This window comes from Arthrobacter sp. NPDC057013 (assembly GCF_042674585.1).
Classification (GTDB): Bacteria; Actinomycetota; Actinomycetes; order Actinomycetales; family Micrococcaceae; genus Arthrobacter.
Genome location: NZ_JBHUSE010000018.1, coordinates 46,218 through 68,726, shown reverse-complemented (window position 1 = coordinate 68,726; position 22,509 = coordinate 46,218). Strand labels below are relative to the sequence as shown.

The 22,509-nt window shown below is 67.1% G+C and carries 18 protein-coding genes and 1 tRNA gene; 11 read left to right on the top strand and 8 right to left on the bottom strand.

What is annotated here, in order from left to right:
* Nucleotides 1–63 precede the first annotated feature (63 nt).
* A tRNA-Pro gene (locus ACFTSA_RS19065) sits at nucleotides 64–137 on the top strand.
* A gap of 104 nt (nucleotides 138–241) precedes the next feature.
* On the opposite strand, the gene ACFTSA_RS19060 is transcribed toward ACFTSA_RS19065, so the two are convergent.
* Entirely contained in the window at nucleotides 242–1,114 is an 873-nt protein-coding gene (locus ACFTSA_RS19060) for an Fpg/Nei family DNA glycosylase (RefSeq protein WP_377953259.1), read from the bottom strand.
* Nucleotides 1,115–1,268: 154 nt separating this feature from the next.
* Here ACFTSA_RS19060 and gcvH point away from each other — a divergent pair, with 154 nt between their 5' ends.
* From gcvH to ACFTSA_RS19035, 5 genes are all read left to right on the top strand, one after another.
* Nucleotides 1,269–1,655 carry a glycine cleavage system protein GcvH gene (gcvH, locus tag ACFTSA_RS19055; RefSeq protein ID WP_377953258.1) on the top strand — a complete coding sequence of 129 codons (387 nt, stop codon included), beginning with the start codon at nucleotides 1,269–1,271 and terminating at the stop codon, nucleotides 1,653–1,655.
* A gap of 146 nt (nucleotides 1,656–1,801) precedes the next feature.
* On the top strand, nucleotides 1,802–2,278 hold the full coding sequence (locus tag ACFTSA_RS19050) for an FHA domain-containing protein (RefSeq protein WP_377953257.1): 477 nt from the start codon (nucleotides 1,802–1,804) through the stop codon (nucleotides 2,276–2,278).
* Nucleotides 2,279–2,300: 22 nt separating this feature from the next.
* On the top strand, nucleotides 2,301–3,017 hold the full coding sequence (locus ACFTSA_RS19045; protein WP_043418625.1) for a MerR family transcriptional regulator: 717 nt from the start codon (nucleotides 2,301–2,303) through the stop codon (nucleotides 3,015–3,017).
* On the top strand, nucleotides 3,017–3,520 hold the full coding sequence (locus ACFTSA_RS19040; RefSeq protein ID WP_076798054.1) for a bifunctional nuclease family protein: 504 nt from the start codon (nucleotides 3,017–3,019) through the stop codon (nucleotides 3,518–3,520). Before ACFTSA_RS19045 ends, ACFTSA_RS19040 begins: the two co-directional genes overlap by 1 nt.
* Before the next feature lie 252 nt (nucleotides 3,521–3,772).
* The gene (locus tag ACFTSA_RS19035; RefSeq protein ID WP_003801807.1) at nucleotides 3,773–4,369 is read left to right on the top strand and encodes a MerR family transcriptional regulator; all 597 of its coding nucleotides are present in this window, start codon (nucleotides 3,773–3,775) and stop codon (nucleotides 4,367–4,369) included.
* A 70-nt stretch (nucleotides 4,370–4,439) separates the two neighbouring features.
* On the opposite strand, the gene ACFTSA_RS19030 is transcribed toward ACFTSA_RS19035, so the two are convergent.
* On the bottom strand, nucleotides 4,440–5,261 hold the full coding sequence (locus ACFTSA_RS19030; RefSeq protein WP_377953256.1) for a ParA family protein: 822 nt from the start codon (nucleotides 5,259–5,261) through the stop codon (nucleotides 4,440–4,442).
* Between the two features lie 382 nt (nucleotides 5,262–5,643).
* Between ACFTSA_RS19030 and ACFTSA_RS19025 the strand changes: the two genes are divergently transcribed.
* Both ACFTSA_RS19025 and ACFTSA_RS19020 read left to right on the top strand, forming a co-directional pair.
* Nucleotides 5,644–9,039 carry a pyruvate carboxylase gene (locus tag ACFTSA_RS19025; protein WP_377953255.1) on the top strand — a complete coding sequence of 1,132 codons (3,396 nt, stop codon included), beginning with the start codon at nucleotides 5,644–5,646 and terminating at the stop codon, nucleotides 9,037–9,039.
* Nucleotides 9,040–9,212: 173 nt separating this feature from the next.
* Nucleotides 9,213–10,769 carry a hypothetical protein gene (locus ACFTSA_RS19020; RefSeq protein WP_377953254.1) on the top strand — a complete coding sequence of 519 codons (1,557 nt, stop codon included), beginning with the start codon at nucleotides 9,213–9,215 and terminating at the stop codon, nucleotides 10,767–10,769.
* Nucleotides 10,770–10,863: 94 nt separating this feature from the next.
* On the opposite strand, the gene ACFTSA_RS19015 is transcribed toward ACFTSA_RS19020, so the two are convergent.
* Nucleotides 10,864–12,684 (bottom strand): AMP-dependent synthetase/ligase, encoded by a 1,821-nt coding sequence (locus tag ACFTSA_RS19015; RefSeq protein WP_377953253.1) that lies wholly within the window; start codon nucleotides 12,682–12,684, stop codon nucleotides 10,864–10,866.
* A 194-nt stretch (nucleotides 12,685–12,878) separates the two neighbouring features.
* Between ACFTSA_RS19015 and ACFTSA_RS19010 the strand changes: the two genes are divergently transcribed.
* On the top strand, nucleotides 12,879–14,039 hold the full coding sequence (locus ACFTSA_RS19010) for an ROK family glucokinase (RefSeq protein ID WP_377953252.1): 1,161 nt from the start codon (nucleotides 12,879–12,881) through the stop codon (nucleotides 14,037–14,039).
* Nucleotides 14,040–14,047: 8 nt separating this feature from the next.
* Here the strand turns inward: ACFTSA_RS19010 and ACFTSA_RS19005 are convergent, their stop codons facing one another.
* From ACFTSA_RS19005 to ACFTSA_RS18995, 3 genes are read right to left on the bottom strand one after another with little or no spacing between them, the layout of a single operon-like run.
* A complete protein-coding gene (locus ACFTSA_RS19005; protein ID WP_377953250.1) occupies nucleotides 14,048–14,782 on the bottom strand; it encodes a hypothetical protein in 735 nt (244 codons plus the stop codon).
* Nucleotides 14,775–15,587, bottom strand: a complete 813-nt coding sequence (locus tag ACFTSA_RS19000) for an alpha/beta hydrolase (RefSeq protein ID WP_377953249.1) — start codon at nucleotides 15,585–15,587, stop codon at nucleotides 14,775–14,777. Before ACFTSA_RS19000 ends, ACFTSA_RS19005 begins: the two co-directional genes overlap by 8 nt.
* Nucleotides 15,584–16,372 (bottom strand): alpha/beta hydrolase, encoded by a 789-nt coding sequence (locus ACFTSA_RS18995; protein ID WP_377953248.1) that lies wholly within the window; start codon nucleotides 16,370–16,372, stop codon nucleotides 15,584–15,586. The genes ACFTSA_RS19000 and ACFTSA_RS18995 overlap by 4 nt, the downstream gene beginning before the upstream one ends.
* Nucleotides 16,373–16,482: 110 nt before the next feature.
* Here ACFTSA_RS18995 and ACFTSA_RS18990 point away from each other — a divergent pair, with 110 nt between their 5' ends.
* Together ACFTSA_RS18990 and ACFTSA_RS18985 are read left to right on the top strand one after the other, a co-directional pair.
* Nucleotides 16,483–17,208, top strand: a complete 726-nt coding sequence (locus ACFTSA_RS18990) for a lysophospholipid acyltransferase family protein (protein ID WP_377953247.1) — start codon at nucleotides 16,483–16,485, stop codon at nucleotides 17,206–17,208.
* 92 nt (nucleotides 17,209–17,300) lie between these two features.
* A complete protein-coding gene (locus ACFTSA_RS18985) occupies nucleotides 17,301–18,692 on the top strand; it encodes a class II 3-deoxy-7-phosphoheptulonate synthase (protein WP_331573543.1) in 1,392 nt (463 codons plus the stop codon).
* Nucleotides 18,693–18,772: 80 nt separating this feature from the next.
* On the opposite strand, the gene ACFTSA_RS18980 is transcribed toward ACFTSA_RS18985, so the two are convergent.
* Nucleotides 18,773–20,953, bottom strand: a complete 2,181-nt coding sequence (locus tag ACFTSA_RS18980) for a PASTA domain-containing protein (protein ID WP_377953245.1) — start codon at nucleotides 20,951–20,953, stop codon at nucleotides 18,773–18,775.
* A 112-nt stretch (nucleotides 20,954–21,065) separates the two neighbouring features.
* The gene (locus ACFTSA_RS18975; RefSeq protein WP_377953244.1) at nucleotides 21,066–22,385 is read right to left on the bottom strand and encodes a LysM peptidoglycan-binding domain-containing protein; all 1,320 of its coding nucleotides are present in this window, start codon (nucleotides 22,383–22,385) and stop codon (nucleotides 21,066–21,068) included.
* Between the last annotated feature and the right edge of the window lie 124 nt (nucleotides 22,386–22,509).

Here is a 22,509-nt window from a genome sequence, read left to right as displayed (position 1 = left end):
TTCGGCCGGACTGCTTAGATGAAATTCTTCGGAACATCATCTGGCGGAGAACGGCGGAACTGACGGGCTGTAGCGCAGCTTGGTAGCGCACTTGACTGGGGGTCAAGGGGTCGCAGGTTCAAATCCTGTCAGCCCGACCGCAACAATACCCCGCCAACCCAACTGGGTTGGCGGGGTTTTTTGTTGCCCGGACGACGGCGGTACGTGCTTTTCGGGGCGGGTGCTGCTCAGGCGGCCCGTGTTATTTGAGGAAACGGGATGTCCTGCGGTCGGCCAGGATCTTGCCGTTGGTCTGGCAGGTGGGGCAGTACTGCAGCGCGGTGTCCGCGAAGGACACCTCGCGGACCGTGTCCCCGCAGACCGGGCACAGCTCGCCGGCGCGGCCATGCACATTCATGCCACTCCGTTTCGCATCCTTGAGGTCGGCCGGCGCCTTCCCTTGGGCCTGGGCCACCGCGGCTCCTAGAACGCTGTGGATGGCGTCGAACAGGATCCCGACCTTCGCCGGCTCCAGGGAATTGGCCATGGCGAAGGGGGAGATCTTCGCCGCGTGCAGGATTTCGTCGCTGTAGGCGTTTCCGATGCCGGCGATGACGCTCTGGCTGCGCAGCACACCCTTGATCTGGTGCGGATGACCGGCCAGGATCTCGGCGAACATCTCGCGGCTGAACGCGGGGATCAGCGGGTCGGGGCCCAGCCCCGCGATGCCGGGAACGTCGTCGGGCTTGCGCACCACGTAGATGGCCAGGCCCTTCTTGGTGCCGGCCTCGGTCAGATCGATCCCCATTTTCCCGCCGTCCGCCCCGGCAAGGTGCAGGCGCGCCGCGATGGGACCCTTTCCGGGCCGGAGCGGATCCGGCGAGGGTTTTTCGGTGAAACGGACCCAGCCCGCCCTGGCGAGGTGGAAGACGAAATACAGGCCGTTGGCGTCGATGCTGACGAACTTCCCGAACCGCTCCACGCCGGTGACGGTCCGGCCCGCGAGGGCCGTGTAGGGTGGGTCGGCCGTCTTGAGTACTGCCACGGACAGCACCTGCAGCTTCTCCAGCACTGCGCCGCGCAGCCGTGTGTCCAGGAACGTGCTCAGTGCGGCCACCTCGGGTAGTTCCGGCATGGCACCACTTTGCCACACGGGATGCCGGATTGGGCGGTTCACGCGGGGCATAATGGCACATCCGGCGGCCAGGGACTTGTGCATATACTTTCAACCGGTGGCTGTTTCCTGCGCCTCCGTTGACATTGGTGATTGACCCGATGAAAGGCCCCTGATGAGCAACATTCCCTCTGATCTGTCCTACACCGCCGAACACGAATGGGTGACAGCACCGAACGCCGATGGTGTGGTCCGCGTGGGGATCACTGACTTCGCCCAGGACGCCCTCGGGGATGTCGTCTACGCCCAGATGCCCGAAGTTGGCACCACTGTTAAGGCAAACGACGTCGTGGGTGAGGTGGAATCCACCAAGAGCGTCTCCGATATTTACGCGCCTGTCTCCGGCGAGATCGTGGCCCGCAACGAGGCACTGGACACCGATTCCGCACTCATCAACTCCGATCCCTACGGCGACGGCTGGCTCATCGAGGTCAAGCTAGCCGAACCTGATGCAGTGGATTCCCTGCTCAGTGCATCGGAGTACGAACAACAGGTAGGCTAAAGCTAACCGGTCCCGCTGCCCGGCCACAGGAGTCCAGCAATGGAGTCCAAGGGCCGGACGGCGGGCGGTATACCGGGGCTGCCAGGCAGTTCCGGACGGTACGCGTTGATTGCAGGGGGACATCTGCAACGAAGGAGGAGGAATCCATGGTTGGCGGCGAACAGAACCACACCCACGGCGATTACGGCACAGGTGCGGGCAGGGCCTCGGAAACCACCTCGATCAACCTCACTCCGGTTCGTGAAGAGCCCACGATCGTACCCAAGCTCTCTCCGGAGGAACGCTCGGCCGTTGAGGCACTGCCTGCCGGCTCCGCGCTGCTCGTGGCCCACAGCGGGCCGAACTCGGGTGCCCGCTTCCTCCTTGACTCCGATGTCACCACGGCCGGGCGGCACCCGGACGCTGATATCTTCCTCGACGACGTGACGGTCTCCCGCCGCCACGTTGAGTTCCGCCGCACGCCGCGGAGCTTCGAGGTGGTGGACACCGGAAGCCTGAACGGCACCTACGTCAACCATGACCGCGTGGACAGCGTGGAACTGAGGTCCGGAAACGAAGTCCAGATTGGCAAGTTCCGCCTCACCTTCTACCTGAGCCCTGCCCGCGCAGCAGGACGCGTCTGATTCGGAGCGGCTGCCTGTGGCAATGGCACAACCGGAGCGCCGGGGACCGCTGGTCCTGAACATCGGGGAAGTGCTCGCTCAGCTGAGCGATGACTTTCCGAGCATGACGGCGTCGAAAATCAGGTTCCTTGAGGAAAAAGGGCTCATCAACCCGCGGCGTACACCCGCGGGCTACCGGCAGTACTCGGACAGCGATGTCGAACGGCTGCGCTTCGTCCTGTCGCTGCAGCGCGACCAGTACCTGCCGCTGAAGGTCATCAAGGACTACCTTGACGCCATCGACCGGGGCGAGCGGCCCGAGAACCTTCCGCCCGGGGTTACCGTCTCCCCGCGGATCGTCTCGGACGAACTGGCCGCGGAACTGCAGAACAAGGCACGCAGGCTCAGCGAGGAGCAGCTGCGCGCGGAGTCGGGTGCCAGCGTGCCGCTGCTGCAGTCCCTGCTCAGCTTCGGCCTCATCGGGCACACCGACGGCAAGTTCGACGAGCACGCACTCCAGGTGGCCCGCGCCTGCGTCCAGCTGGAGAGCCACGGCCTGGAGCCCCGGCACCTCCGCCCCTTCCAGGCGGCCGCGGAGCGCGAGTTCGGACTCGTTGAACGCGCCGTAGCCACCCTCACCTCGCGCAGGGACGCTGCGTCACAGGCCCGCGCGGCGGAAGCCGCCCGGGAAATCAGCGACCTTTGCCTCACCCTGCACCGGGCGCTTGTCCAGGACCGTATCTCGCGGATGGAAATCTGATGATCGAAGTCGAGATTGTGGGCGTCCGCATTGAACTGCCCTCCAACCAGCCCCTGGTTCTGCTCCGCGAGATGCACGGGGAAAGGCACGTTCCCATCTGGATCGGAACTCCTGAGGCAAGCGCCATCGCGCTGGCGCAGCAGGGCGTGGTGCCGCCGCGTCCCATGACGCACGACCTCCTGGTTGACGTCGTGGAGACCCTTGGCCATTCCGTGGTCAGCGTGAACATCGTGGCCGTGGAGGACAACATCTTCTACGGCCAGCTCCAGTTCGACAACGGGGCCACGGTGAGCTCCAGGGCATCGGACGCCCTGGCCATCGCACTGCGGGCCAAATGCCGGATCTGGTGCGCCGACTCCGTCATGGACGAGGCCGGCGTGCGCATCACCGAGCATGACGAGGGCGAGGACACGGAGCCCGGCCCCACCGTGGAGGAAGAGCGTGAGCTGCGCCGGTTCCGGGAGTTCCTGGACGACGTCGAGCCCGAGGATTTCGACGGCTAAGGTCACGTTAAGGTTAAAGTTAAGGCTGAAACTTTCGACACGCCCCACTAATCATGCGAACGTCTTTGACCTTGGGCCGTGGCAGGCCTAACGTCGAAGGTACCAAGTTCCCATTGCATACGACAGCGGCGCAAGTCACACTGGAAAGTGCTACTCCGGCCGAATTACAAGCATGAATTTCATCCGGACTTCATGCGCGTAGCAGCTGTTGCGGCAACTTCCTCAGGGGAGCTCATGACAAGGAGGATCCACGTGAGTCCGAAAGGCGAAGCAGGCGAGCTGAAGCAACCCTCGACGGCCGGCGTTGCCGTGCCCGCGAGCGGTGCTCAGGGCCTTCTCTTCACTGAGGATCTCCCGGTTCTGGACGAGGACGCCGGCTACCGCGGGCCCACCGCCTGCAAGGCTGCCGGCATCACCTACCGGCAGCTCGACTACTGGGCCCGCACCGGCCTGGTGGAGCCTGCAGTCCGCGGCGCAGCAGGCTCCGGGTCGCAGCGGCTTTACGGTTTCCGCGACATCCTGGTGCTGAAGGTGGTCAAGCGCCTGCTGGACACCGGCGTATCGCTGCAGCAGATCCGCAGCGCCGTGGAGCACCTCCGTGAACGGGGCGTCGAGGACCTTGCCCAGATCACCCTCATGAGCGACGGCGCCAGCGTTTACGAATGCACGTCCGCGGACGAGGTCATCGATCTTGTCCAGGGCGGCCAGGGCGTATTCGGCATCGCCGTCGGCCGCGTGTGGCGCGAAGTCGAGGGAAGCCTCGCCTCGCTGCCCAGCGAGCACGCCGGCGAACAGACTTTCCCGGACGACGAACTCAGCAAGCGCCGCGCAGCGCGCAAGATCGGCTAGCAGACCCAGACAAAAGGCCGCCTCCCGTCAAGGAGGCGGCCTTCATGCGTTCCGGTGGACCAGCAAGCTGTTAGCGGGCTACCCGGCTGCGGCTGGTCTTGGTGGTGGCCATCAGGTTTTCCAGCAGCGTGTCGTAAAGCCCGGCCGCGGCCTTGGCGGAGTCGCCGGGCCAGTGGTGGACGGAATGCGCCGCACCCTGGATCTGTTGCCAGTTGGCCTGCTCCGGGATGTGCGGGGCCAGCAGGAGGTCCCCGAACATCGCCTGCATCTCGGCGAGCCGGAACGCGTGCTCGGAGGAACCGGAGCGCACCCGGTTGGCCACAATGCCGGCGGGGGAGAGGTTCGGCGCGAATTCCTGCCTGAACAGCTGGATGGCCCGCATGGTCCGTTCGGTCCCGGCCACGGAGAAGAGCCCGGGTTCGGCCACCAGGGCCACCTTGGTGCTCGCGGACCAGGCCATGCGGGTGAGGCCGTTCAGGGACGGCGGGCAGTCCACCAGGATGAGTTCGTAGCTATTCGTGCCGGCGAGCACCGCGGACAGCCTGCGCAGATCGCGCTTTCCGAGGTCGGGCCGGTCGTAGATGCCCGTGTAGGCGGACCCGACGGCGACATCGAGCACCGCGGGGCCGGAACCGTTGACGGCCACCCGGCTGATCCAGCCGCTGGGCACCACGTTCCCGGCGATGTTGGCCTTGCGCGGATTCTTCAGCATCCTGCCGATGTCCAGCTTGTCGCTGGGCTGCACCCCGAGGGCGGTGGTGGCGTCGGCATGGGGATCGAGGTCAACTACGAGGGTTGGGATGCCTGCGGCCAGTGCCGCAGACGCCAGTCCGGTTGTAACGGATGTCTTGCCGACACCGCCCTTGAGGCTGCTGATGCTGACTACTTGCACTTGATAAACCAATACCTAACGCCGGTTGCCGTGTTGGGGTACGTTCCGTTCCGGTGCTGCCGGATGGTGCCGCAGGAACAGGGGCAGGCTTCCGCCGCCCCATTCATCATATGTTGACCTCGGCCGGAATCCCTTCTTATCGGGATCCGGGCATGCCTTCCCCGCCGGCCGGTCCGGCGTCGTCGTTCAAAAGAAGCAATAGCGGCAGTGCCGCCGGAGCAAGGGGTGGCTAAAGAACTGCACTAAATACGGGACGACGGTGAATATGGCCCGGACATGACGGATAATTCTGTGATGGTAGACACAATGATTTGTGTTTCGTCCGGCCCGTCTTACACACTGTGACCACTCACCGATCCACCCGCAATGATGCAGGAGAAGTATGTTTTCCAAGATTCTGGTGGCCAACCGCGGAGAAATCGCAATCCGTGCTTTCCGCGCTGGCTACGAACTGGGCGCCAAGACAGTCGCCGTGTTCCCCAACGAGGACCGTAACTCGATCCACCGCCAGAAGGCCGATGAGGCGTATCTGATTGGCGAAGAGGGACACCCCGTCCGCGCCTACCTGGACGTTGACGAGGTGGTGCGGGTTGCGAAGGAGTCCGGTGCGGACGCCATCTACCCCGGCTACGGCTTCCTCTCCGAGAACCCGGACCTGGCAAATGCAGCCAAGGCCGCGGGCATCACCTTCGTGGGCCCGCCCGCGGAGGTCCTGGAACTGGCCGGCAACAAGGTGGCCGCACTGGAGGCCGCCCGCAAAGCCGGCGTCCCCGTGCTGAAGTCCAGCGCGCCGTCGAAGGACCTTGACGAACTGATCGCTGCTGCGGATGAAATCGGTTTTCCCATCTTCGCCAAGGCCGTAGCCGGCGGCGGCGGGCGCGGCATGCGCCGCGTCGACACCCGCGAGGCCCTGCCCGAGGCGCTGCAGTCCGCCATGCGCGAGGCCGACGCAGCCTTCGGCGACCCCACCATGTTCCTCGAACAGGCCGTGCTCCGCCCGCGCCACATCGAGGTCCAGATCCTGGCCGACGCCGAGGGCAACGTCATGCACCTCTTCGAGCGTGACTGTTCCATCCAGCGCCGCCACCAGAAGGTCATCGAGATCGCCCCGGCCCCGAACCTGGACGAAGGCATCCGCCAGGCCCTGTACCGGGACGCCGTGAAGTTCGCCAAGGCCCTGAACTACGTCAACGCCGGAACGGTCGAGTTCCTCGTGGACACCGTGGGCGAACGCGCCGGCCAGCACGTCTTCATTGAAATGAACCCCCGCATCCAGGTGGAGCACACCGTCACGGAAGAGGTCACCGACGTCGACCTCGTCCAGGCGCAGATGCGCATCGCCGCCGGCGAGACCCTGGCCGACCTGGGCCTTTCCCAGGAGACCGTCTTCCTGCGGGGCGCCGCGCTGCAGAGCCGCATCACCACCGAGGACCCGGCCAACGGTTTCCGGCCCGACGTCGGAAAGATCACCGGTTACCGCTCCGCCGGCGGCGCCGGTGTAAGGCTTGACGGCGGCACCGTCTACTCGGGTGCCGAGATCAGCCCGCACTTCGACTCCATGCTGGTAAAGCTCACCTGCCGCGGCCGGGACTACCCCACCGCTGTCGCCAGGGCCCGCCGCGCGCTGGCCGAGTTCCGTATCCGCGGTGTCTCCACCAACATCTCCTTCCTGCAGGCCGTCCTTGACGACGCCGACTTCATCGCCGGCAACGTGGCCACCTCCTTCATCGACGAGCGGCCCGAACTGCTGAAGGCCCGCGTCTCTGCCGACCGCGGCACCAAGCTGCTGACGTGGCTCGCCGAGGTCACCGTGAACAAGCCCAACGGCGAACTGCCGGTCCGCACCGACCCCGCGGACAAGCTCCCCGCCGTCGCCGGCGCCGAGGCGCGCCCCGGCTCCCGCCAGCGGCTGCTGGAACTCGGCCCGGAGGGCTTCGCCAAGGCCCTGCGCGAGCAGAACGCCGTCGCCGTCACCGACACCACGTTCCGCGACGCCCACCAGTCCCTGCTGGCCACCCGCGTCCGCACCAGGGACCTGCTCGCCGCCGCACCCGCCGTCTCCACCCTCCTGCCCGAACTCCTTTCGGTCGAGGCCTGGGGCGGCGCCACCTACGACGTTGCCCTGCGCTTCCTCGGCGAGGACCCCTGGGACCGGCTTGCCGCGCTGCGCAAGGCCCTGCCGAACGTCTGCCTGCAGATGCTGCTCCGCGGCCGCAACACCGTGGGCTACACCCCGTACCCGGAGGAGGTGACCGAGGCCTTCGTCAACGAGGCAGCGGCCACCGGCATCGACATCTTCCGCATCTTCGATGCGCTGAACGACGTCAGCCAGATGGCGCCTGCCATCCGCGCCGTCCGGGCCACCGGCACCGCCGTCGCCGAGGTGGCACTGTGCTACACGGGCGACATGCTGGACCCGGAGGAGAAGCTCTACACGCTGGACTACTACCTGGGCCTGGCGGACAAGATCGTCGAAGCGGGCGCCCACATCCTCGCCATCAAGGACATGGCGGGCCTGCTCCGTCCGGCAGCCGCCGCGAAGCTGGTCTCGGCACTGCGGGACCGTTTCGACCTCCCGGTCCACCTGCACACCCACGACACGGCCGGCGGCCAGCTCGCCACGCTGCTCGCGGCAGTCGATGCAGGCGTGGACGCCGTGGACGTCGCCTCGGCATCCCTGGCCGGCACCACGAGCCAGCCGTCGGCGTCGGCCCTGGTTGCCGCCCTGGCCCACACGGAACGTGACACCGGCCTCAGCCTGGCCGCCGTCAGCTCCCTCGAGCCGTACTGGGAGGCCGTGCGCAGGGTCTATGCACCCTTCGAGTCGGGCCTGCCGGGCCCGACCGGCCGCGTCTACCAGCACGAAATCCCTGGTGGGCAGCTGTCCAACCTCCGCCAGCAGGCCATCGCGCTTGGACTGGGCGAGCGCTTCGAAGCGATCGAAGACATGTACACCGCCGCCGACCGGATCCTGGGCCATCTGGTCAAGGTGACGCCGTCGTCGAAGGTGGTGGGCGACCTCGCCCTGCACCTCGTGGGCCTGAACGCAGACCCGGCCGACTTCGAGGAGAACCCGCAGAACTACGACATCCCGGACTCTGTCATCGGGTTCCTGTCCGGTGAGCTGGGCGATCCTCCGGGAGGCTGGCCGGAACCGTTCCGCACGAAGGCCCTCCAGGGCCGGGCCATCAAGGTGCGCGACGCCGAGCTGTCCGCCGAGGACAGCGCAGCCCTCCGAGGCGACTCGAAGACCCGCCAGCAGACGCTGAACCGGCTGCTCTTCGCCGGTCCCACCAAGGATTACCTCAAGAGCAGGGAGACGTACGGCAACGTCTCGGTCCTGGACACCCGTGACTACCTCTACGGCCTGCAGCGCGGCGAGGAGCACGTGATCCAGCTCGAAAAGGGTGTGCGCCTCATCGCGTCCCTGGAAGCCGTGTCAGAGCCTGACGAGAAGGGCATGCGCACGGTCATGTGCACGCTGAACGGTCAGTCCCGCCCGGTCTCGGTGCGCGACAAGTCCGTCGTCAGCAACGTGAAGACGGCCGAGAAGGCTGACCCGTCCGTCCCGGGCCACGTTGCCGCTCCCTTCGCGGGCGCCGTGACGGTCACCGTCAAGGCGGGCGACACCGTCAATGCGGGCGACACCATTGCCACCATCGAGGCGATGAAGATGGAGGCTTCCATCACGACGCCGGTGGGCGGCAAGGTGACGCGGCTGGCCATTTCCGCTGTGGAACAGGTCCAGGGTGGCGACCTGCTGATCGTTGTTGAATAAACGGCGGTAGTTACCGCTGATCTGTCCGCGGGGTGGCCGGTGGCTGCCCTGCAGGTAGGGTGGAAAACAGAAAAAGGTTGTGGGGACGGCGCCAAGCCGCCCCCACAGCCATTTCCGAACCACACCGGCAGCCGGAACCCGACCGGCGGCCAGTACAAGACAGAGCGGAAGCCATGACGCAGACCAATACGCCCAAGCCCGGCCCGCGCCCCGACCGGAGCCCCTCGATCTCCGAGCACAGCGTCGCCGACGTTGCGGAGGAGGCCGGAACCGGTCCCGGCGGCGTGTCTCCGGCGGACGCCGCGGACGCATCCCCCTCCGACGTTGCGGACGTGTCTCCGGTGGACGCCGCGGACGCATCCCCCTCCGACGTTGCGGACGTGTCTCCGGCGGACGCCGCGGACGCATCCCCCTCCGACGTTGCGGACGTGTCTCCGGTGGACGCCGCGGACTTGTCTCCGTCAGATGCCGCCGGCACGGCGCCGACGGGGGACATCAGCGTGGTGACTGTGTCAGACGCCCAGGACCGCACCTCCGCCGGCTCGCTCTCCGCAGTCAATGGCGTGGTGCAGCCGGGCATGGCGACGGCGGCCATGCCCGTGGTGACCGCAGGACCCGGCACCGCCCCCGGCGAGGCGAGCGGCCCAGCCGCGGCGGACAGCACGGCGGCCGGCACAGACCGTGCCGGCACAGTGGTATCTAATGCAGAAGCAGCAGAGCCTGCCAGCCCCGGCGCGCCGGGCGCAGAGCCTCCTTCTGAAGAAGCGAAGGATCTCCCCGGCCGCCGGGAAAAAATCGAGGGACCTGAGCCGGCTGCCGCCCTGACCGCCGACCGGCTCCTGACCAGGGCCTCGGCCGCTCCGGTCGCAGGCTGGCGCCGCTGGCTCTATCAGGCGACCCTCGGCTACGTGAACCTGGGTGATTCGGACCAGGTCCGCATCCAGCGGGCCATGGAGCACCGCATCGCCATGCGCCTGGGGGAGCGGACCCGGTACGTGCCGGTGCTCTCGCGCAAGGGCGGAGTGGGCAAGACCACCGTTACCACGCTGCTCGGCATGGTGCTGGCGGAGCTGCGCGAGGACCGGGTCATCGCGATGGATGCGAATCCGGACCGGGGCACCCTTTCGGATCGTTCGCCGGGCAAGGCTGATTTCACCGCCCGCCAGTTGGTGAGGGACAGGTTCACGGTGGACTCGTTCGCACAGCTGTCCAATTACACGGCGCGGGACGGTTCGCGCCTCGATGTGCTCGCCTCGGACACCGATCCCATGGTTGCCCACGCCTTCGACGACGCCGACTACCGCGCCGTCACCGACATCCTGGGCCGGTACTACTCGATCGTGCTCACCGACTCGGGTACCGGCATGGTGCACTCGGTCATGAAGGGCACCTTGGAAAAGGCCGACGCCGTGGTCCTGGTCTCCGGCGGCAGCGTGGACGAGGCCCGGCTCGCATCCGAAACGCTGTCCTGGCTTGAAGCCCACGGCCGCCAGGACCTCGTGGCCAAGGCAACAGTGGTCATCAACATGGCCGCCGGTGACCGCACCCTGGTCAACATCGACGAAATCGAGCAGCACTTCCTGTCCCGGGTCAAAAACGTGGTGCGGATTCCGCACGACCGGCACCTGGCGGAAGGCTCGCAGATCCGCCTCGGCCAGCTGAAGCCGGCCACCCGCGCCGCCGCCGTGGAGCTGGCCGCGCTGGTGGTGGACGAGCTGCAGCAGACCTAAGGCCCCGCCGTCGGGATTTTTTGTCCACTTTGGCCCCTGGAGGCCCCGGAAGTCGCGACAAGTGGACAAAAACTCGGGCGTGGATCCAGCCCGGCTAGGCGCGGGACGGCTTCGGTGACTTGTACATTTCGTCGATCACGCCTTCGAAGTCCTTCATGACCTGGGCGCGCTTGACCTTCATGGACGGGGTCAGGTGGCCCGAGGCTTCGGTGAAGTCGCTCGGCACGATCCGGAAGGACTTGATGGCCTCCGCCTGTGAGACCGACTGGTTGGCTTGGTTGATGAGCTCCTGCACGGCGGCCTTGACCTCCGCGTTGCCGGCGGCGTCGCCCAGGGATGTGTCCGCGGGCAGGCCGTGGCGCTGCAGCCAGCCCGGCAGGGCTTCCTCATCGAGAGTCACGAGGGCGCCGATAAACGGGCGGTTATCACCCACGACCAGTACCTGTGATACGAGCGCATCAGCCCGGATCTGGTCCTCGAGCAGTGCGGGAACCACGTTCTTGCCGCCGGCCGTGACGATGATTTCCTTTTTCCGGCCGGTAATCAGCAGGTAGCCGTCGTCATCGAGTTGGCCAATATCGCCGGTGCGGAACCAGCCGTCAGCGAACGACTCCTCGGTCAGGTCGGGGCGCTGGTAGTACCCGCGCATGACGCAGGCGCCCTTGACGAGGATCTCGCCGTCGTCGGCAATCCGGACGCTGTTGCCGGGAATCGGGGCGCCGACCGTGCCGATCTTGATCCGCTCCGGCGTGTTGACGCTGACGGGTGCCGTGGTTTCGGTGAGGCCGTAGCCTTCCAGGATCTGCAGGCCGATGCCCTGGAAGAAGTGGCCCAGACGCTCGCCGAGCGGGCCGCCGCCGGACACGGCGTGGGCCACTTCGCCGCCCATGGCGGCGCGGAGCTTGCCGTAGACGAGCTTGTCGAAGATCGCGTGCCTGAGCTTTAGGCCCAGGCCGGCCCCGCCTGCCTGCCGTGCCCGGGAGTAGGCGATGGCAGTCTCGGCGGCCTTGTGGAAGATGGCGCCCTTGCCGCCGTCCTCTGCCTTGGTAAGCGCAGAGTTGTAGACCTTTTCGAATACGCGCGGAACGGCCAGGATGAACGTCGGTTTGTAGCTCTGCAGATCGGGCAGCAGGTGCTTGATGTCGGGGGTGTGCGCCACGGTGACGCCGGCGGCCACGGCCAGGACCGAGATGAAGCGCGCGAAGACATGCGCCAGCGGCAGGAACATGATGGTCCGGGACTGCTCGTTGACTACGCCGCCCAGTGAGGTGGCCAGGGCGTTCTCGGACAGTTCCACGAAGTTCCCGTGCGTGAGTTCGCAGCCCTTGGGCCGGCCGGTAGTGCCCGAGGTGTAGATGATGGTGGCAAGGTCGCGGAGCCCGGCGGTGCGGCGCCGTGCGTCGAGTTCCTCATCACTGACTGCGGCGCCGGCTGCTCGCACGGTGTCGAGGCCGTCCCCCTCCAGCTGCCACACGTGGGCCAGCGCCGTGAGGCCCTCCGTGACAGCCGCCTGCCGGATGATGGTTTCATGGTGGTCCGATTCGCCGAATGCGGCGACGGCGCCGGAGTCGCCCAGGTTCCAGGCGACCTGGGAGGGCGATGACGTTTCGTAGATGGGAACGGAAACGCCACCCGCGAACCAGATGGCGAAGTCGATGAGTGCCCATTCGTACCGGGTGCGGGACATGATGCCCACGCGGTCGCCTGCACCGATGCCGCTGGCGATGAGCCCCTTGGCGAGGACGGACACGTCGGCCAGGAATTCTTTGGCCCGGATGTCCTGCCAATGGCCGGCGGAGTCGAGGCGCGAAAAGAGGGCAGGGTTGGAGGCCTTCGCTGCCTGGCGCAGTACGAAGTCCGTGATGTTGCTGTCCAGGGGGACGTTCGCCAAGGGCGGAACGCTGAATTCGCGCACGTTAGCTCCTTTGATATCCGTTGGCCGCAGCGGGTAGTCCTAACCTTAGTACGTCACCCGCCGGAGACCGGGTGGCCTAGGTTACCCGTCAGTAACTTTACGGCGGAGTGGCGCATGCCGCCAGTCCGGGGCGCGTGTCGCACGTCTGTCGCAGTCGTGAGGAGGCTCCGCGGCGGCACCTAGAATGGGGGACTATGCAGCCCTCCCCGCCCAGCGAGCAGCCAGTCCCGCCCCTTGACTCAAGCCGGAGTGGCCTGGCCGGAGGGTGGGCGTCCAGGCGCGGAGCGTTACGGCAGGCAGGGGCACGGCATTCGACGTCACGGCGCGCGGTAACGGGATACGGCGGACAGTTGGCTGGGCACCGCTTGTTCCGGCAGCAGCTGCGGCTGGGCCGCCGGGGTCTTGCCATCGGCATCGACATAGGCGGCACGAAAGTTGCCGCGGGCGTGGTGGACGCCGAGGGCCACATCCTGCGCGAGGCCCGGCGCTCCACGCCGGGAAGCGATCCGCGAGCAGTGGAGCGCGTCATCGTGGAACTTGTCGAGGAACTGAGCGCCGGTGCCCGGATCAGATCGGTGGGCATTGGCGCCGCCGGCTGGATGGATCTCGACGGCGGTACGGTGCTGTTCAGTCCGCACCTCGCCTGGCGGAACGAACCGCTGCGCGAAAACCTGCAGCACCTGCTCCGCCGTCCCGTCATGCTGGTTAACGACGCCGATGCCGCTGCCTGGGCAGAGTGGCGCTTTGGTGCCGGGCAGGGGCAGGACCGGCTGGTCTGCATCACCCTCGGCACCGGCATCGGCGGAGCCATGGTCATGGATGGACGCGTTGAGCGCGGCAGGTTCGGCGTGGCAGGGGAGTTCGGCCACCAGATCATCATGCCGGGCGGACACCGGTGCGAATGCGGCAACCGCGGCTGCTGGGAACAGTACGCCTCAGGCAACGCCCTTGGCCGCGAGGCCCGGGAACTGGCCCTGGCGAACTCACCGGTGGCGCAGGAACTTCTCAAGGCCGTGGACGGAAGCGCGGAGCGCATCACCGGAGCCACGGTGACCGAGCTGGCCATCGCCGGCGACGCCGCCTCCCGGGAGCTCCTCGAGGACGTCGGGGACTGGCTTGGGCTGGGGCTGGCGAACCTTGCCGCAGCCCTCGATCCGGGGAAGTTCGTGATCGGCGGCGGGCTTTGCGCGGCCGGCGAACTGCTGGTGGCCCCGGCGCGCAAGGCGTTCGCCCGCAACCTCACGGGCCGCGGATTCCGTCCGGCCGCGGCAATCGACCTGGCCGCCCTGGGGCCCAACGCCGGCCTGATCGGCGCTGCCGACCTCTCCCGCGCCAGCAGCCGCACGCACCGCTGACTGAAGCGTCAGACCCGGGCACCGTCGTCGTTCTCGTCCTTCTCCTGCGGCAGCTTCATAATCAGATACACCACGGCCGCGATGAAGATGACCACCATGCCCAGGATTGCCAGGAGCGGCGCAGAGCGCCAGAACATGGACGACAGGACCAGGGCAACCGGAGCACCCACGGCGCCCAGCCACGCCAGCATCGTCAGCGGGTCCGTCGCTGAAAGCTTGGGCGGCTCCTCCGGGACGAACTCGCCGTCGTCGTCCTCGATGCTGTAGGCGCGCGGATCCCCGGCCCCGGCCGGAACCTCGGCCTGCCCGGACCGGGCAGCCTTTTCGCGCTCGGCGGCCTTGGCCTGCTCAGCAGCCTGCTGCCGCTCGGCGGCGGACAGCTCGCGGGGCGCACGGGGCGCCAGGCCCAGGGGATCGAAGTCGGTGAAGTGCCTTGCAGCGCCTGCCGTCCCGGAACCGGCGTCCGCCTGTTCCGCCGGGGCAGGGCCTGCTGCGCCGGCGGAACCTGATGCCGGTGCAGGGTCCGCGCCGCCGGCAGCGTCGTCGCTCGCAGCCGCGCTGTGCCGGGGGCCGCCGTGATGGCGCGGCGAACCGGGCCCGGTGGATTCGCCGGGGACGTTTGGGACGCCTTCTGCATCCGGGACCGGCGTGTCGTCGGCCGTGAGCCTGGCCACCAGGTCAAGCCAGACGGCGTCGTCCTGGTTGGCACTCGGATCGGATGAATTCGAATCGTGCCTATTCATCGGTGGCGCCCTTCTGGCTGGCTGTCGCGGAGTCGGCGGACCCCTGGCGGATGCCCGCCACTACGGAGCGGATGAAGTCCACAGAGCCGCTGAAGATCTGGTCGGCGTCGTGGTCCAGTGTGGCCACGTGGTAACTGTTGTCGAGCCGGGTGAGTTGCAGCGGGGCGTGGGTAAGCCCGCGCTGCAGGGCCATGATGCTGGAATCCGACACAACATGGTCCACCGTGGAGCGGAACACGCGCACCGGCGCCGTGATGCGCGGCAGCAGCCGGACCGTGTCCTTGAACATCTTATTCAGCTCGTGGGCCGCTGCGACCGGGGTCCGCGAGTATGCGCCCTCGTCGACACCCTGCTTCCGGATGTCGTTGGCGATGGCCGGGGTGCTCTTGAGGACCAGCTTGAGGATCCCGGCCAGCGGGGCCCGGCGGTCATCGATGACAAGCCCGGGGTTGACCACGATGGCTCCGGCCACGGGCCGGGTCGCGGCGAGGCGCAGTGCCAGGGCGCCGCCCATCGACAGGCCGGCGGCGAAAACGAGGTCGCATTCGGACTCGAGCTCCAGGTACGCGGCGTCCATCGCGCCGTGCCAGTGCTGCCAGCGGCTGCGGGACAGCTCCTGCCAGCTGGTGCCGTGGCCCGGCAGCAGGGGCATCCGGACGGCAAAGCCGGCATCGGCAAAGGACTGGGCCCACGAACGCAGGCTGTGCGGGCTCCCGGTGAACCCATGGGAGAGGGCGATGCCGATGGAGGGTCCCTCGCCCGTGAAGGCGCTGCTGAACGGGCTGTGATCGGGAACTGCGGTCATGACTTCTCCGACGGTATGTGGCTTCGGGAATGCAGCTGGAAGAACCTTGCGGAGGACTCGAAAATTTCCTGGGCGTCCGTGTCCAGCGTAGCCACATGGCCGCTGTTCCGAAGCGGCACCACGTCGAGGGCCGCCGAGGTGAGGCGCTTCCGGATCAGGCTGAGCGAGCTCGGGGGCACCACCGCGTCATTGTCCGACTTGAAGACCAGCACCGGGGCGGTGATCCGCGGCAGTCCGCGGGTGGCGGCAGCGAACAGCCGTTTCAACTGGTGAACCGCCGCCAACGGCGTCAGGGAGTAATCGCCGTCGTCGGTTGCCGCCGCCGTCGGACTGTCCTCCGGTATGGGGACGGTGGTTCTTTGGATGTACTTCAGCAAGCCGATGACCCGGACGCGCCGGTCATAGAAGCTGAGGCCGGGGTTGACGACGGCGACGCCCGCCACGGTGTGGCGGGATGCGGTGAGCAGGGCGATGGCACCGCCCATCGAGAGGCCGGCCACATAGCATTCCTCGGTCCTGGCGGCGAGGTCCAGATAGGCCCGTTCGAAGGCGCCGTGCCACTCCCGCCAGCCTGTCCTGGCAAGATCCTGCCAGCTGGTCCCGTGCCCTGGGAGCAGCGGAACAGTGACGGCGAAGCCCTGCGCGGCCAGGTATTCGGCCCACGGCAGGATGCTGAGCGGGCTGCCGGTAAAGCCGTGCGAGATCGCGATTCCGATCCGCGCGTTGGCTCCGTGTCCCGCGTAGCTGAAAGCGGCGGGCCTTGGGCGGTCGCTGCTTTCTGTCATGAAACCATCGTGTCACTGTTCCGGACAATTCTCACTAGAGTAGGGTTGCATTGCAGTGCCGCCGGGCCCCGTGAACGCCCCGGCGACAGCCTTCCGGAGAGGTAAGACACGTGTTCTATTGGGTGATGAAGCGGATCTTCCTGGGGCCGGTGGTCCGCACACTTTTCCGGCCGTGGGTCAAGGGGCTGGACAACATTCCATCCGAGGGGGCAGCGATTATTGCCTCCAACCACCTGTCATTTTCGGACTCGATCTTCATGCCGCTGATGGTGCCGCGGCCCGTCATTTTCCTTGCCAAATCCGAGTACTTCACGGGCACCGGGCTCAAGGGCCGGCTGACCGCAATGTTCTTCCGGCTGACCAACCAGCTCCCCATGGACCGATCCGGCGGAGCGGCCTCGGCAGCCTCACTCGAGGCGGGCATGGACGTGCTGACCCACGGCGGGCTGCTGGGCATCTACCCGGAGGGCACGCGCAGCCCCGACTCGCGGCTGTACCGCGGAAAGGTGGGGGTGGCGCGGCTGGCGCTCCAGGCCGGCGTTCCGGTCATCCCGGTGGCGATGATCGGAACGGACAAGGTCCAGCCCATCGGGAAGCGGCTGCCGAACATCCGCCGCATCGGCATGATCTTCGGCAAGCCGCTGGACTTCAGCAGGTATGCGGGCCTGGCCGACGACCGGCTGATCCAGCGGTCCGTCACGGACGAGGTCATGTACGAGCTCATGCGGCTCTCCGGGCAGGAATACGTTGACGAGTACGCCTCGGTGGTCAAGCTCAGGCTGGCGGGAAAGTCGGGCGAAGATCCGGGGGAGGCCGGTTCGTCCCGGTCAGCCTAGGCGCCCGTGCCGGTCCGCATCTGTGACGGCGCCGCCGGGCGGATGACAGTCCGGGTGTCCCCAAGCCCGTCCGGCCATCTACTCTTAGTAGTGTGACTGAGCTATCTGCAAAACCTGCCTCTTCCCTGACCAGCACTTCACAGAGCGGTGCTGCCAACTATCCGGGACTCGACAACTGGCGGGACCTTCCCATCTCGCAGCAGCCCAGCTGGCAGGACTCCGAAGTCTTCAACGCATCCGTCAAAGAGCTGTCGGCCCTCCCGCCGCTCGTTTTCGCGGGCGAAGTGGACATCCTGCGCGAGCGTCTCGCCGCGGCAGCCCAGGGCAAAGCCTTCCTCCTGCAGGGCGGAGACTGCGCCGAGACCTTTGAGGGTGCCACGGCGGACAAGATCAGCGCACGTGTGAAGACGATCCTGCAGATGGCGGTGGTCCTCACCTACGGTGCAGCGATGCCCGTCATCAAGATGGGCCGCATGGCCGGCCAGTTCGCCAAGCCGCGCTCCTCAAACGACGAAACCCGTGACGGCGTGACGCTGCCGGCCTACCGCGGCGACATCGTCAACGGCTACGACTTCACCCCGGAGTCGCGCGCCCACGACGCCAGCCGCATGCTGCGCGCCTACCACACCTCCGCTTCCACGCTGAACCTCATCCGCGCCTTTACACAGGGCGGCTTTGCGGATCTCCGCCTGGTCCACACCTGGAACAAGGGCTTCACCGAGAACCCGGCGCACGCCCGCTACGAGTCCCTTGCGCGCGACATCGACCGCGCCATTAAGTTCATGGCGTCCTGCGGCGCCGACTTCGAGGCCCTCAAACGGGTTGAGTTCTTTGCCAGCCACGAGGCCCTGCTGCTCGACTATGAGCGTGCCCTGACCCGCATCGACTCCCGCACCGGCCTGCCTTACGGCACCTCCGGCCACTTCCTGTGGATCGGCGAGCGTACCCGCGAGCTGGACCACGCCCACGTGGACTACCTGTCCCGGGTCCGCAACCCGATTGGCGTCAAGCTGGGCCCGTCCACGTCCGGCGACGACGCCCTGCGCCTCATCGACAAGCTGGATCCCAACCGCGAGCCCGGCCGGCTCACCTTCATCACCCGCATGGGTGCCGGCAACATCCGCGAGAAGCTCCCGTCGCTCGTGGAGAAGGTCACCGCGTCCGGTGCCCAGGTCCTGTGGGTCACGGACCCGATGCACGGCAACACCGTCACCTCCCCCAACGGCTACAAGACCCGGAATTTCGACGACGTCATTGACGAGGTGCGCGGGTTCTTCGAAGTGCACCACAGCCTGGGAACCGTTCCGGGCGGCCTGCACGTCGAGATGACCGGGGACGACGTGGCCGAGTGCCTCGGCGGCGCCGACCCCATCGACCAGGAAGCCTTCCTTGACCGGTACGAGTCGGTCTGCGACCCCCGCCTGAACCACATGCAGTCGCTGGAGATGGCGTTCCTCGTGGCCGGCGCGCTCACCCGCAGGTAAACCGGGCGGCTGCCCACCTGACTGAGCAAAGACCGGCGCCGGGGATTCCCCCGGCGCCGGTCTTTTTGTTGTCGTCCCGGCTACACCACGGTGAGGGTGACGACGGAGCCTTCGGGCACCTCGGTGTCCACGGGATCCTGATCCCGGACTGTGCCGAAGAAACCGCCGAGGATTTCATTGACGCGGACCTGGAACCCGCGCTTCTCGAGGGCTTCGCGGGCCTCGCGGACCTGCTTGCCGATGTAGTTGGGCACCTTCACGAGCTTGGGGCCCTCGGAAATCGTCAGCGTGACGGTTTGGCCCCTGGTCAGGGTTCCCGAAGCAGGCTCCTGGCTGACCACGGCGCCCTTCGGAACGTCCTTGTCGTGCACCGTTTCGTCGGCGAACACGGCCTTCAGGCCGGCCGCTTCGATGGCGCGGAAGGCCACGTCCTGGTCCTGCCCCCGCACGTCCGGCACCGGGATGGGCTGCGGGCCTTTCGAGACGGTGAGGCTCACCGGTGTGCCATGCCTTACGGGCGTTCCCGACGCCGGAGCCTGGCCAAGCACCGTGCCGGCCGGCACTTCCTCATCGAACTTTTCGGTGACCTTGCCCAGCGCCATCCCGGCGCCGTTAAGTGCCTCCTTGGACGCATCGAGCGTCTTGCCGGTCAGTTGCGGCAGGGGAAACAGCTGCGGTCCCTTGGACACGAACAGCGAGACCTGCTGGAATTTGCGGATTTCTGTACCGGCGTCGGGCTCCGATCCCACCACGAGCCCGGCCTTGACGTCGTCGTCGAACACGTCCCGGGTGCTGGACTGGAAACCTGCGTCCCGGAGCAGCTGCTGCGCCTCCGCCACGGTCCTGTTCGCCACGGCCGGCACGGTGCCGGGGGAACCCGGTCCCATCCCGAAGAACCACCCCGCCCCCGTGGCCAGCAGCGCGAGGATCACCAGGACCACAATCCAGAGCGCGCCCCTGCGCCGGGGATTCCCTTCCCGGAGCGTGCGGACGGGAGTGGCTGCTGCGCGGGACTGTTCCCTCTGCTCGTGGCGGTCCAGCTTCCGCTGCTCCCGCTTGCTCAGGGGGAGCGGGGCAGCCTCCCCGTCGTCGTCGTCGAACCCGTAGGGCGGGAGGACCGGCCTGGGGTTTGATGAGGCGGGGTTCGATGCGGCGGGCGCGGAAAACACTGTGGTCGGGTTGCTGGTGCGCGAAATGACTTCGGTGGGGCGTGCCGGGCCGGCATTATCGCCGTGAATGGGAGCCAGCAGCTCAGTGTGGCTTGCCTGGTCTTCCTGACCGGGAGGGTTTCCCGGCATGCGGGACGGCATCCGGGCGGGGGCCGGTGGCGCGCTCATGCCGCGCGGACCGGCGTCGGGAGCCGATCCTGCCGCCGCGGCCGCCTGAACCGCTGCCGGGGGCTGCAGATCCAGTTCGGCGTCGGTGAGGTTGGTCCGGATGTGGCGGAGTTCGGTAAGCAGGGCATTGCCGTCCACCGGCCGCTGCTCGGGGTCGCTGGCGGTGCACCACTGCACTAGTTCGTCTACTTCCCCGGCGAGGCCCGGAACCAGGCCGGAGGGAACACCCACGGCGGAGTTCACGTGCTGGTAGGCCACCTGGATGGGGACTTCGCCGTCGAAAGGCTGGCGGCCCGTGAGCATCTCGAACAGCATGATGCCGGTGGAGTAGATGTCGCTCCGCGCGTCGGCCGGCTTGCCGAGGACCAGCTCGGGGGAGAGGTATGCGACAGTGCCGATCAGGGCCCCTGTGCTGGTTGACGTCGTCACGGCCCGCGCAAGGCCGAAGTCGCCGATCTTGATCCTGCCGTCGTCGGCGATCAGTACGTTCTCCGGCTTGACGTCGCGGTGGATCAGGCCGGCGGCATGGGCAGCCCCCAGGCCTTCCACCACCGGATCGATGAGTGCCAGGGCGAGCCGGGGGGACAAGGCGCCCTTGCTGTTGATGACATCGCGGAGGGTATGCCCTTTGATGTACTCCATCACGAGGTAGGCGGTGTCTCCGTCGTGCCCCTGGTCGAGGACGCCCACCACATGGGGGTGTGAAAGTTTCGCGGCTGCCCGTGCCTCCCGCGCCAGCCGGTCGAGGAAATTGCCGTCGTTGACCAGGTGCGGATGCAGGACTTTCAGGGCGACATCACGGTCCAGCCGCTGGTCCGTGGCCACGTAGACGGTGGACATCCCGCCCCGGGCCAACCTGGACTTCACCCGGTAGCGGTTGTCCACCAGCGACCCGACGAGACTGCCTAAAGCGTTTTCCTGCACTCTTCGATACTAAGTGCTGCACCGAAACGGGTCCGAATCAACATGCGATCCGGACCCGTATCGTTATGCTCCACAGCGGCCGGTATCCCGGCCGGGAGCTCAGCTGAAGAGCTCAGCTGAAGGTCTTGCGGTGTGCCTTGATGGCTGCGACGTAGTGCTTGGTGTCGGTGTACATGCCGTGCTTGTTGACCGAGTACTGGCCCTGGTAGTAGCCGGCGATGGCGTAGTCCAGGTTCTTGCTGGTCCGGATCAGCTGGCGGATGATCGCGATTCCCGCGGTGGCGTTGTCGTACGGGTCAAGCAGGTTCAGCTTGCGGCCCACGAGGTCGGATGCCCATTCGCCGGAGGAAGGGATGACCTGCATGGTGCCGATGGCGTTGGCCGGCGAAACCGCACGCTGGTTGAACCCGGATTCCTGGTACGCGAAGGCCTGCGCCAGTGCCGGATCGACGCCCATCCGCCGCGCCGTGTCAGCCACGATGGACTGCATCTGGGCGAGCGAGGGAACCGGCGAGGCGTTGAGCAGGGCCTTGTTCTTGTTGGCCGAGCTGACCACGGCCGGCGGGTAGGTGTAGCCGAGGAAGGAACTGGGCACGAGCGGCGTGACACTGGATGCCGGCTGGACGGCGCTGGCCTTCCCGGGAATGACGAGCTTCTGGCCCGGGTAGATGACGCTGGTGACCTTCAGCCGGTTCGCCGACAGGATGTCCGCGAGCCTGACGCCGTGCCTTGCTGCGATGCCGGACAGCGTGTCGCCCGCCTTGATGACGTAGGAGGCTGAGCGGGTGGCGGCCGGTGCTGCCGCCTTGGCCGGGGCCGCCGCAACAGCGCTGCCGGTGCCCAGCCGGATCTTCTGGCCCGGGTAAATGATCGATGTCACCTTCAGCCCGTTCCAGCTGAGCACCTGGGAGAGCCTGACGCCGTGTCGCCCGGCGATGCCGCCCAGCGTGTCGCCGGCCTTGACCGTGTAGGTCCGTGAAACGGTGGAGGCTGGCGCCGCTGTGGTCCGGGCGGCCGGAGCCGAGGCCGCCTTCAGCTTGATCCGCTGCCCGGGGTAGATCACGGAGTTCGACTTCAGGTTGTTGAGCTTAAGCACGGCAGTTGTGCTCAGCCCGTACCGGCCGGCGATACCGCTGACGGTGTCCCCGCGGACCACAGTGTGGGCCATAGGGGTGACGCTGGTGGGCTGAAAGCCCGCCGGGATCGCGGCCGGCACGGAGGCCGCCGGGATGATGCCCGCTTTGACTGCTGCTGCCTGGGCCTCGATGGCGGCGGCGAGGGTCGCGGGTACGGTTTTGGGCTGGGCATCGGCCGCGGCAGGCTGGGCGACCGCAAGGGAGGAAAGCATGACGGCAGGCAGCGTGGCCGTCGCGGCCGCGATCAGGGGCAGGCCCGGCCGGGGTGGCTGCTTGGTGGAGCGGGTCGTCGTCATGGGAAAGATCCTCTTCTCAGCGGCGAATGCTGTCGGTCATGCCAGTTTGCTCGTGATACCAATGTTACTGATGTTAATTGTGTTGCGAATGTTATCTATGTGAATCTCTCACGATTTCCCGGTT

What these genes read in the sequence shown, in the direction of transcription:
- ACFTSA_RS18975 (WP_377953244.1), bottom strand. Translation starts at nt 22,385, where the DNA reads ATGACGACGACCCGCTCCACCAAGCAGCCACCCCGGCCGGGCCTGCCC.
- ACFTSA_RS19060 (WP_377953259.1), bottom strand. Translation starts at nt 1,114, where the DNA reads ATGCCGGAACTACCCGAGGTGGCCGCACTGAGCACGTTCCTGGACACA.
- ACFTSA_RS19040 (WP_076798054.1), top strand. Translation starts at nt 3,017, where the DNA reads ATGATCGAAGTCGAGATTGTGGGCGTCCGCATTGAACTGCCCTCCAAC.
- ACFTSA_RS19020 (WP_377953254.1), top strand. Translation starts at nt 9,213, where the DNA reads ATGACGCAGACCAATACGCCCAAGCCCGGCCCGCGCCCCGACCGGAGC.
- ACFTSA_RS18995 (WP_377953248.1), bottom strand. Translation starts at nt 16,372, where the DNA reads ATGACAGAAAGCAGCGACCGCCCAAGGCCCGCCGCTTTCAGCTACGCG.
- gcvH (WP_377953258.1), top strand. Translation starts at nt 1,269, where the DNA reads ATGAGCAACATTCCCTCTGATCTGTCCTACACCGCCGAACACGAATGG.
- ACFTSA_RS19025 (WP_377953255.1), top strand. Translation starts at nt 5,644, where the DNA reads ATGTTTTCCAAGATTCTGGTGGCCAACCGCGGAGAAATCGCAATCCGT.
- ACFTSA_RS19010 (WP_377953252.1), top strand. Translation starts at nt 12,879, where the DNA reads ATGCAGCCCTCCCCGCCCAGCGAGCAGCCAGTCCCGCCCCTTGACTCA.
- ACFTSA_RS19000 (WP_377953249.1), bottom strand. Translation starts at nt 15,587, where the DNA reads ATGACCGCAGTTCCCGATCACAGCCCGTTCAGCAGCGCCTTCACGGGC.
- ACFTSA_RS19045 (WP_043418625.1), top strand. Translation starts at nt 2,301, where the DNA reads ATGGCACAACCGGAGCGCCGGGGACCGCTGGTCCTGAACATCGGGGAA.
- ACFTSA_RS19005 (WP_377953250.1), bottom strand. Translation starts at nt 14,782, where the DNA reads ATGAATAGGCACGATTCGAATTCATCCGATCCGAGTGCCAACCAGGAC.
- ACFTSA_RS19050 (WP_377953257.1), top strand. Translation starts at nt 1,802, where the DNA reads ATGGTTGGCGGCGAACAGAACCACACCCACGGCGATTACGGCACAGGT.